Raw genomic sequence first — 10827 nt, forward strand, 5'->3', positions numbered from 1 at the left:
CTCACTGCAACTGCTGCCCCGCGGGGGCAGCTTCATCGAAATCGGCAAGACCGACATCCGCGCGGCCGGCGACATCGCCGCATCCCATCCCGGAGTCGACTACCATGCCTTCGATCTGGCCAACGCAACAGCGGAATCCCTCCAGCCAGGATGGACGGCCCTGACCCAGATGTTTGCCGCCGGCGTCCTCAAGCCGCTGCCCACCACCAGCTACGGCCTGATGAACGCCCCCCAAGCCTTCCGCGACATGAGCCAAGCCCGCCATACCGGAAAGATCGTGCTGATCCCCCCCGCGGTCCCGGATCCCGACGGCACGGTGCTGATCACCGGTGGTACCGGGATGCTGGGCGCGATCTTCGCCGAACATCTGGTCACCCACTACGGCATCAAGCACCTGCTCCTGCTGTCGCGCAGCGGGCCCAGCGCTCCAGGTGCCGGCGAACTGCAACAACGTTTGGCCGGGCTGGGCGCCCACGTCGCCATCACTGCCTGCGATACCGGCAACCTCGCCGACCTGGCCGCAGCACTCGACACCGTTTCCGCCGACCACCCGTTGACCGCGGTCATCCACGCCGCCGGCGTCCTCGATGACGCCGTGGTGACCGAACTAAGCCCACAACAACTCGACGCGGCCTTGGCCGCCAAAGCCGACGCCGCCTGGCATCTGCATCGCCTCACCGCCGACCGCGACCTGGCCGCGTTCGTCTTGTTCTCCTCGGCCGCGGGAACCCTGGGCAGCCCCGGGCAGGCCAACTACGCGGCCGCCAACGCCTTCCTGGACGCGCTCGCCCGCCACCGCCACCACACCCAACGCCCGGCCACCAGCGTGGCCTGGGGCTACTGGCAAACCCCCACCGGGATGACCGCCCACCTCAACACCATCGACCTGACCCGCCTGACCAGCACCGGCGTAATACCGATCACCAGCGAGCGCGGCCTGGCACTCTTCGACGCCGCACTCATCAGTCAACAGCCCAACGTGGTGGCCAGCCCCTTCAACACCGGCGCGTTGACGCGCCAGGCGCGCCACAACTCTTTGGACCCGGTGCTGTCCGGCCTGGTTACCAGCCGCCCCCAAGCCGCCGCCGCGACCGCCCGCACACTGGCCGCCATGTTGGCCACCCAAACCCCCCAACAACGGCTGCACACCCTCACCGCGATGGTCACCGCCACCACCGCCGCCGTGTTGGCCCACCCCGACCCGGCCGCTCTCGATCCCGACCGCCCCTTCAAAGACCTCGGCATCGACTCACTGACCGCCCTGGAACTACGCAACACCCTCAACCGACACACCGGCCTCACCCTGCCCGCAACCCTGGCCTTCGACCACCCCACCCCCACCGCACTAGCCCACCACCTCACCACCCAACTCAGCGCGGCGACGCCGGCATCCACAACTAACGGCTACGTCCAACAGATTCAAGAATTGATTACGTCGATTCCAGCCAGTCGACTCGAAGAGGCCGACATAGTCGAGCTTCTCAAGAAACTCGCGTCGAACGACTATCGCGACGCTGATCATCAGCAGAATAAGTCGCGCATCGCCAATATGGACGCAGAGGACCTCATCGCTGTTGCATTGAGAAACTCGAGAAATAGATAAATAGGAATAGTAAGAATCGATGCAAAGTCAACTCGACAAATTAACGGAGGCCCTCCGAGCCGCTCTTATCGAGAATGAAGATCTGAGGCAACTTCGGGCGCGTGCGTTAGAGCCGGTGGCGGTGGTGGGGATGGCGTGCCGGTTCCCCGGCGGGGTGGATTCGGCGGCGGCGGTGTGGGATCTGGTGGCCAGTGGCACCGACGCGATGGGGGGCTTTCCGGCCGACCGCGGTTGGAATCTCGCGGACTTGTTTGATCCCGACCCCGATGCGGTGGGCAAGACCTACACCCGCGCCGGCGGGTTTCTGGCGGATGCGGCCGGGTTTGACGCCGAGTTTTTCGGGATCTCGGCGCGCGAGGCCGTGGCGATGGATCCTCAGCAGCGGTTGCTGCTGGAGGTGTGCTGGGAAGCGTTGGAAACCGCCCGAATCGATCCGGCCGCGTTGGTGGGCTCTGAGACCGGGGTGTTCGTCGGAGCGTGGTCACAACCCTACGGCGCGGGCGGTTCCGAGGGTGCGGAGGGATACGGCCTGACCGGCCTGTCCACCAGCGTGGCCTCCGGGCGTGTCGCTTATGCGCTGGGTTTGCAGGGCCCGGCGATCACCATCGACACGGCCTGCTCGTCGTCACTGGTGGCCACGCACCTGGCGTGCCAGTCCCTGCGCAACAACGAATCCAGTCTGGCTCTGGCGGGTGGCGTCACGGTGATGACCACCCCCTCGATCTTCACCGAGTTCGCCCGGCAACGCGGGCTGGCTGCCGACGGGCGCTGTAAAGCGTTCGCCGCCAACGCGGATGGCACCGGGTTTGGTGAAGGGGCCGCGGTGCTGGTGCTGGAACGGCTCAGCGATGCCCAGCGCAACAACCATCCAGTGTTGGCGGTCATCACCGGATCGGCGATCAACCAAGACGGCGCCTCCAACGGATTGACCGCCCCCAACGGGCCCGCGCAACAACGCGTCATCACCCAAGCCGTCGCCAACGCCGGCATCGGGCTCGATCAGGTGGACGTGGTCGAGGCCCACGGCACTGGCACCACCCTGGGCGACCCGATCGAGGCCGGCGCCCTGATCGCCACCTACGGCGCCGCCCGCAGCGCAGAACACCCCCTGTGGCTGGGATCAATCAAATCCAACATCGGCCACACCCAAGCCGCCGCCGGTGTCGCCGGAATGATCAAAATGATCGAGGCCCTCAACCACGAGAGCCTGCCCCCCACCCTCAACGTCGATCACCCCAGCCCACACATCGACTGGTCAGCCGGCACCGTCCACCTCCTCACCGAACCGGTGCCCTGGCCAGTCACCGACCACCCCCGCACCGCGGCGGTGTCCTCCTTCGGGATCAGCGGCACCAACGCCCACCTCATCCTGCAACAAGCCCCCACCCCGCCGGAAGAATCGGCTGACGCCCAAGCCCCGGCCGGCCGGGCCCCGGACGGAGTCGAGTTCGCGCCGGCGTTGTGGCCGGTTTCGGCGCGCACCCCCGCAGCGTTGTGCGCGCAGGCCGACCGGCTGCACAAACACCTGGTCTGCCATCCCGACCTAGATCTCACCGATGTGGCCTACAGCCTGGGCAGCACCCGCACGCATCACCCCTATCGGGCCACCATCACCGCGCACTCCCACACCGAGAAGCCCCGCCAGGACCTGCTGGATGCCTTGGATGCGCTGTCCGCAGATCTACCCCACCCCCGCTTGACCCGCCACCACAGTCCTTCGCACAAGTCGCCCGGCAGGACCGTCTTCGTCTTGCCCGGCCAGGGAGCCCAATACCCCGGCATGGGACTTGACCTCTACCGCCGTCACCGCACCTTCGCGCGCGCTCTCGACAACATATGTGAGGCTTTCGACGCCCACCTGGAGGTCTCGCTGCGCGAGGTCATGTTCGCTGAGCCGGGTAGTGCTGTTGGCGAGTTAATCCACCAAACCGCCTACACACAACCCGCGATCTTCGCCATGGGCGCGGCAATGCATGCCGTGTTCGTCGAAGCCGGCATCACCCCCGACTATCTGCTAGGGCACTCCATCGGAGAACTCACGGCCGCCTATATCGCCGGTGTGTTCTCGCTTGCCGACGCCGCTGTTTTGGTCACCGCCCGTGGTCGGCTGATGCAAGCCTGTCCGCCCGGCGCGATGCTGGCCATCCATGCCAACGAACGCGACGTGGTGGCCCTGCTCAACGATCACCCCACGATAGCCATCGCCGCGGTCAACGGGCCCACCTCGGTCGTTGTCTCCGGGCACCCCGACGAGCTCGAACCGATCCGCGACCACTGCGCCGCGCACGACCTTCGAGTCCGCGCCTTATCGGTCAGCCACGCCTTCCATTCGTCGTTGATGGACCCGGCCTTGCCCGAGTTTGAGGCCATTGCCGCCGGGCTGACTTTCGCGCCGCCCACGGTGCCCATTCTGTCCAACCTCACCGGTCAACCAGCGACGTCCGAGCAGCTCACGTCGAGCCGGTATTGGACCAGACACCTGCGCGAGCCGGTCCGGTTTTATGACAGTGTTGCTTGGTTGCTGGGCCAGGGCGAGCACGTTTTTGTCGAGCTCTCGGCGCAGCCGGTGTTGGCGGCCGCGATCACCGAAGCGGTGGCCGACACCCCCCGTCGGGCCGGTTCGACGGTGATCACCACGTTGCACCGTCACCGGCCCGACCTCGACGCAGTGGCTACCGCGTTGGCCCAGCTGCACAACCACGGTCATAGCCCGTCGTGGCGAGCTCTTTACCCGGACGCCCACACCGTGGCGCTGCCCACCTACCCCTTCGAGCACCGCCGCTACTGGCTGGCCCCCACTCCCACCGCCGAAGTCAGCGGACCCGCTGACGGTGCGCTGTGGAAAGCCGTCGACGATGACGCGGTCGATACGGTCGCGGAGGTATTAGGGCTAAGCGATGCGGAGAGCGGGGCATCACTGGCAGCTGTTGTGCGCGCCTTGCGGGAGTGGCGCAGCGATCTTGGTGTGCGGTCGGCGGCGAACAAGCTGCGCTACCGGATCGAGTGGCGAGCAATCACTCCGAATACCTTCCCGCCGACCCGTCGTCGATGGCTGGTTTTGGCCTCTCCCGACCAGGCCGATGATTCGTGGATCACCGGATTGACTGCACGGTATGCAGATGACGTAGAGGTCCTGACAGTCGATCCCATTGCCTTGGAACGAAACTCGTTGTCCGCCTCTTTGACCACTGCTGCTACGCGCGCTCATTGTGACGGCATCGTTTCGTTCCTGGCAACCGATGAGCGGACGCGTCCGGGTTCTGGGGTATCGGTCGGTTTGTCTGCGACGCTTCTTGTCGCACAAGCTCATTGCGATTCCGGTCTGGGAATACCTTTGTGGGTGGTCACCCGGGGCGCCGCTTCCGTGTCCTCCGATGACGGTCCCGTGAGTCCGAGCCAGTCCGCTGTTTGGGGGCTGGGACAGTCCGTATGTCTCGAGCACCCCGATCAGTGGGGAGGTCTGATCGATCTTCCGCCCGGCGCGACACCGAGCGGTATCGAGCACCTACACGCGATACTGACTTGCCCGCAAGCAGAAGACCAGCTGGCGATACGTCGGCAGGGTGTGAGCGTGCGTCGCCTGGTCGAGGCGCCGTTGCCGTTGGAGCGTCTGGAACGCGCACACGGCTGGAAACCCTCGGGAACGGCTCTGGTCACCGGTGCAACGGGGCGCGTGGGCAAGCACGTGGTCGGCTGGCTGGCCGAAGGGGGCGCCAACCACCTTGTCGTGCTGAGCCGCAACGCGGCCGAGCATCCTCAGTCGGCCGAACTGGAAAAGGAACTCCGCGCACGCGGGGTGGATATGACAGCGGTATCGGTCGATGTGACGGATCGGTCGGCCTTGGCGGCTGTCCTTGCCGACATCCGCAAGGCACACGGACCGATTGGGACCGTCGTTCACGCCGCGGCAGCAATCGGATGGGACACCATATCCGACACGACTTGTGAAGAGTTCTCCAATATTTATGCCGCGAAGGCGGTAGGGGCCGATAACCTCGCGGAACTGCTCCACGACGAACCGCCGGATACCTTCCTCTTGTTCTCCTCCGCAGCAGCGACGTGGGGGGGCGTGCAACAAGGCGCCTATGCGGCCGCCAACGCCCATATCGATGCGCTAGCCGCTCGGTTGCGCAGCAAGGGATGCTCGGCGGTGGCAGCGGCGTTCGGGCTCTGGGCAGACGAGACGGGCAACATGCCACCAGAGATCCTTGACTATTTCCGGCGACTCGGAATCAACCAGATGCCGCCCAACATTGCGCTGGCCGGGCTGCAAGAGGCCATCGAGGTAAACGACACACTGATCACCATCGCCGATGTGTCGTGGGAGCGGTTCCTGCCCGCGTTCACCATTCGTCGCTCACACCCACTGCTTGCCGAGTTGGCATCGCGCGCGGATACCACTGAGAACAGCGGCACTACATCGACCGCGAGCGCTTCAGGACTTCGGGAAATGCTGGCCGGTCAAACCGCCGAACAACAACTTCACACCTTGACCACGATGGTGGTCGGCGCCACCGCCACCGTGTTGGCCCACCCCGACCGGGACGACCTCGATCCCGACCGCCCCTTCAAAGACCTCGGACTCGACTCACTGACCGCGCTCGAACTACGCAATACCCTCAATCAACAAACCGGCCTCAGCCTGCCGGTAACCCTGGCCCTCGACCACCCAACCCCCGCAACGCTCGCCACCCACCTGGCCGAGCTACTAACCGACACCGCTGCGCCTGCGGTCCCGGCAGCTCAGGTCAGCACGCGCAGCGACGAGCCGGCAGACAACAGGCTCGCGTACGTGGATCAAGCGGTATTTCGCACGATGCGAGCGGTTCACGACACCCTGACGCAGGTCACCTGGATATATGACCGTGCCGTCGATGTCGACGGGTTGCGGCGTTTTCACCGCAATCTCGGATCCGGGTTGTTGGGACGCAGGATCGAACGGTCTTCGTTGCCGTTCGCGCGTGATCGCTGGGTCAAGGCTGCGGCGTCCGAGGACATTGATATCGCCGCAGCGCCGCGGCGGCGCGCCGAGGTAAGCGCATGGGCCGATGAGCGGGCGCGCCTACCCGTTGATCCGGAGTGGGGACCCGGCTGGCATCTCGGGGTGCTTCCGCTCGAAGACGGCGGGGCCGCGGTAAGTCTGGTGGTTTCGCATACGATCGTCGACGGGGTCGGGTTGGGCCAGGCGATAGCCGATGCTGCCGAGGGCAGGACGCGCAATCTGGGCTATCCGCCTGCGCGGTCGCGCACCCTCAGGCGGGCGTTGCGTGAGGATCTACAGCAAACGGTCAAAGACCTGCCCGACGTAGGGCAGGCGTTGGTCGCCACAGCTCGAAAGGCCTGGCCCGATCGCAAACAATTCACTTCATCGATGAAAGCGGCTCCACCGCCCCCGAGAACGGCCGGCAACGATCAGGCGGTAGAGGTGCCGACCCTGACCGCATATGTCGACCTGGCGGAATGGGATGTTCGCGCGAAAAGTCTCGGCGCAAGCAGTAACTCGCTTGTGGCAGGAGTCGCGTGCAGACTCGCGGTGAGGGTGGGGCGTGTTCACGACGACGGAACAGTCACCCTACGATTTCCGGTGACGCTACGGACCGAAGACGATACCCGTGGTAATGCGCTCACGGTGGTCGACGTCACGGTTGACCCGACGCACGCGGCGACGGACCTCGGGGAAATCCACGCCAAGATCACCCAAGCAATCCTCGCAGCGGTGAAGAACCCCGACGAATTCTTGTCGACATTCCCGCTGGCGGCAATGATACCGAGGTGGGTGAACAGGAGGATTGCGGGGATGGCGGCGGGTGGTGCCAGCCTTCCGGTTACCGTCTCCAATCTGGGTGACCTGCCCCCGGCGGCGAACCGGCCCGACGGCACCGATGCCGACTACGTGGACATGAGAGGCCTCGAGCCCGATATCAAGAAAAGCACACTCGAGCACATAGGTGGACAACTGTTTGTGGGTTCCGGCCGCGGCCGCGGGAAGATCTTCATCAGGATCTCCGCATATCTTGTGGGCCAGCCAAACACCAAAAGTGAGCTGCGAGAGATCATATCGCGCACCTTTGCCGAATTCGATTTGAATGCAGAGATCGATTGCTAACCTCGGTTTCCGCGGGGCTTCGCTGAGGCGCAGCACGGCGCACCGCGCCGCCTCTTGGCGAACTGTCGCGCGTCGAGGCGCTTTACGTAGCTGCGCGACCGCCTTCGGGCCCGCCCCCGCCCGCTTGACCCGCGAACCTTCCCGGCATATCGTCCTAGTTCAGACAAGATTCGAGAGGTGCCATGGGTATCCGAAGAAAAGTAATAGAGTTCAAGCCAGCCTTGAATGTGTTGACTGCTTGTGCATATCCGTTGTTTCGACTTCGGTTTTTAATGGCTACCCTTAGCGACTGGAGAGGTAAGCGACGCGATCCGACGCAGGAGCCTGCGCCTCCGGCTAAACTTCGATGGCGGATCCAGACGAATAGGGACCGAAGCGGATACCTCGAAGCAGGAAAAACAATTGCGCAAAACATTCAGGACTTGTGCAGGGTCGCGGGTCGCGATTTTGACTCTTTTACGGATATTTTAGATTTTGGAAGTGGTTGCGGTCGGGTCATACAAAATTTTCGGGATAAATCATGCACTTTGTATGCGACAGATATTGATTCGGATTTGGTGCATTGGGGCAAGAACAACCTGCCCGGTATTCATTGGAGTGTGAACAATTATCAACCTCCATTGCCATTCAATGACAACGCGTTTGATTTGATTTATGGTATATCGGTTTTTTCTCACCTGGGCGAGGAGCTTCAGCACGTATGGCTTCGCGAGCTTCAACGCGTCGCGCGACCCGGAGCGATTCTCATTTTATCGGTCCAGGGCGAATACGCTATGAGATGGTTTCGCGAGGACCGTTCCTATTCGGAGGAAATTGATGAGCGCGGATTTATGTTCATTACCTTTTCAAAAGGGAGGTTTAAGCTCGATGGATTCCCTGACTTCTATCAGGCCGCCTTCCACACGAAAAAGTACGTATATAATGAGTGGTCGGCCTATTTCGACATAGTGGATTATATTGAACGTGGGCTCGATCCCCAAGATGCTGTGGTCCTACGAAAGCCTGCAAATCTCGCATAGTCGGGTTGCTAGAATTCTTTCTGAGCGTCATGGTAGGTCGAATTTCTTCAATCCGACCGAGTCGGCGCAAGTACGCCATCGGCGCCTGCTACCAACTCTGGCACCTCGAGAAGGCCTTTCGGATGTCCGAGCACGACCTGAAGGGCCGCCCAATCTAACAACACTTGCACGAATCATCGAAGCCAGCTGATCATCGTGGGCGCCGCGATGGCTGTCAGCCACTCACACGCCATTGCCGTAGCGTCAAGATCCGCGCCAGCCGACAAATCCTCACCGTCGCGGCCCACCTCCGCAACACAATCGGCCAACTTCAGCGGCCAAACTTCAACGCTAGGGTTAGCCAACTCGGGCTACTCGAGGGAGCCGTCTCATGCGCCGCGAATGATCGCGAATACTTATCGAGCTTCGGTATATTAAAGTCGTAAAAACAAAGGCCTGCCATTCATCCTTTGTTGTTCTGTTCACGCGGACGGGTCCGGTCAAGCCTACCCAGACCGGTGATCTCGAGACTGATTGACTTCCGTTGTCCGGCAGCGCCAAGCATGAAAAGGATATCGCCGATTGGTGCGCCCAACCAAAATCGCCAAAACCGGCCGCGGAAGAACTTCCAAACATAGCTACCGTCGCCCGCCAACCAATACGCTGCGATCCAGAGCAAGTAGTATGTCACGCGCTTCCATCGCGCAACGGTCATCTCGAGATTCATCTCCATGATTTCGAGGCCCCAGGCCCGGTATCGCCATTCAAGCTCGTACTGGTTCTGAAACTCAAAGAACGATCGCATTTCGGCATTAGTGACAAGGTATTCGTCGAAGACAAGAATGGATCCTTCGACAAAGCGGTCCTTGCACGTTTCTAGCGCGTGCAGACAACTCTCATACGTATCCAAATCCATGTGGAAAAGCCTGATCGGGGCGGCCGGTCTGTCGGCCAAAAATGGGGCCAACGTCTCATAGGTGCTCCCCCTGATGAATTGCACCTTGCGACCGAGCGCCGCAGGTAACCCGTCCTGCAGGCTCACACCCGTATCTAGCATGGAACGTTGCGCGAGCGGTTCTGATAGTGAAAAGGTTCCCCGCTTGATGAGGATCTGGTCGTCGATTTGCCAGTCTTCAACCAGGCCCTCAAAGGTGTCGAAGCCGTATACCTGGCGGCCAGAAGCATCAGATATCAGCCTCGTCGACCAGCCGAGCCAGACGCCTAGATCAAGCAGTAGTTCGTCGGAATTCTGGCGGCTCGGTCTGGCCAGTCGCGCCGCTTCCCACAATAGCGTGTGGCCGCGAATCTTGCATCGCCGAATGTCTTCGAGCGTGCGGCCCATAAACGCGCGATACGCGTCGTCATATATTGTGGTGTCGCGAGCATATAAGTTCGGAATGTAGCGGTCGCGATCGCGATAAGCAAGGCGCGCACAGAGAAGTAGCAGTAGAAATACGCCAAACGCGACGAGTAGCACCGGTTCGAAATAACATGCCGTAGCCAGAAGGAGCGCGATGCCAACAAGAATCGCTTTCCAAAATTTATGAAGGTTCGTCCGATCCACTTGTGGACTTTCCACTGTCGGACTATCGACTAAGCTCACCGGTTCACCTCCAGGTTCTCGGCTGGACTCGGCCCTATTGGGTCGGCAAGGCGCCTGAGCCTGCAGACGCTGAAACGCCGATTTGACGCGGCCCCACAATCCTGCGGACCTCTGCTTTGCACGAAAGTCATGGGCGATGTCCGGGTTCCCACCTCAAACACGACAACCGTTGGGCCGCCTTCCGTCAGCTCCTTGACAGCCCAAAGAGCCAGACGCTCCCGAGCCGACGATGAAGTAATGATTCGTCAACATACCCAACCTGTTGAACAGGTGTGTGATAATTCCCCGACTCGAAGAACACGTCCTCTTCCAAGGTTGGTGACCTTTGCGCCACGCCGACAGCGTCAGCCCTATCGACAGCATCAGCCCTATCGAAGGACTGCAAGGTCAGCGCTCGGTACAGTCGGGATTTCGCCCGGACATCGAAGGCTTGCGCGCTGTGGCCGTGGTGGCCGTTGTCCTCTTTCACGCTGAGGTGCCCGGTGTGGGTGGCGGGTTCGTCGGCGTGGACGTGTTC

General features: G+C 62.2%; 5 protein-coding genes. 4 read left to right on the plus strand and 1 reads right to left on the minus strand.

The window, feature by feature from the left end:
- From ACLP9N_RS29795 to ACLP9N_RS29805, 3 genes are all read left to right on the plus strand, one after another.
- Positions 1 to 1603: SDR family NAD(P)-dependent oxidoreductase (locus ACLP9N_RS29795; protein ID WP_442410736.1), on the plus strand; the 1603-nt coding region annotated here is incomplete at its 5' end.
- A gap of 19 nt (positions 1604 to 1622) precedes the next feature.
- Positions 1623 to 7709 (plus strand): type I polyketide synthase, encoded by a 6087-nt coding sequence (locus tag ACLP9N_RS29800; RefSeq protein WP_442410737.1) that lies wholly within the window; start codon positions 1623 to 1625, stop codon positions 7707 to 7709.
- A 182-nt stretch (positions 7710 to 7891) separates the two neighbouring features.
- Positions 7892 to 8728 carry a class I SAM-dependent methyltransferase gene (locus tag ACLP9N_RS29805; protein ID WP_442410738.1) on the plus strand — a complete coding sequence of 279 codons (837 nt, stop codon included), beginning with the start codon at positions 7892 to 7894 and terminating at the stop codon, positions 8726 to 8728.
- Positions 8729 to 9170: 442 nt separating this feature from the next.
- Here the strand turns inward: ACLP9N_RS29805 and ACLP9N_RS29810 are convergent, their stop codons facing one another.
- On the minus strand, positions 9171 to 10310 hold the full coding sequence (locus ACLP9N_RS29810; RefSeq protein ID WP_442410739.1) for a class I SAM-dependent methyltransferase: 1140 nt from the start codon (positions 10308 to 10310) through the stop codon (positions 9171 to 9173).
- Positions 10311 to 10635: 325 nt separating this feature from the next.
- Here ACLP9N_RS29810 and ACLP9N_RS29815 point away from each other — a divergent pair.
- On the plus strand, positions 10636 to 10827 hold a 192-nt coding region (locus ACLP9N_RS29815), incomplete at its 3' end, for a hypothetical protein (RefSeq protein ID WP_442410740.1).

The sequence above is a fragment of the Mycobacterium sp. genome (genome assembly GCF_052144515.1).
In the GTDB taxonomy this organism is placed as follows: Bacteria; Actinomycetota; Actinomycetes; order Mycobacteriales; family Mycobacteriaceae; genus Mycobacterium.

What these genes read in the sequence shown, in the direction of transcription:
- ACLP9N_RS29805 (WP_442410738.1), top strand. Translation starts at nt 7,892, where the DNA reads ATGGGTATCCGAAGAAAAGTAATAGAGTTCAAGCCAGCCTTGAATGTG.
- ACLP9N_RS29800 (WP_442410737.1), top strand. Translation starts at nt 1,623, where the DNA reads ATGCAAAGTCAACTCGACAAATTAACGGAGGCCCTCCGAGCCGCTCTT.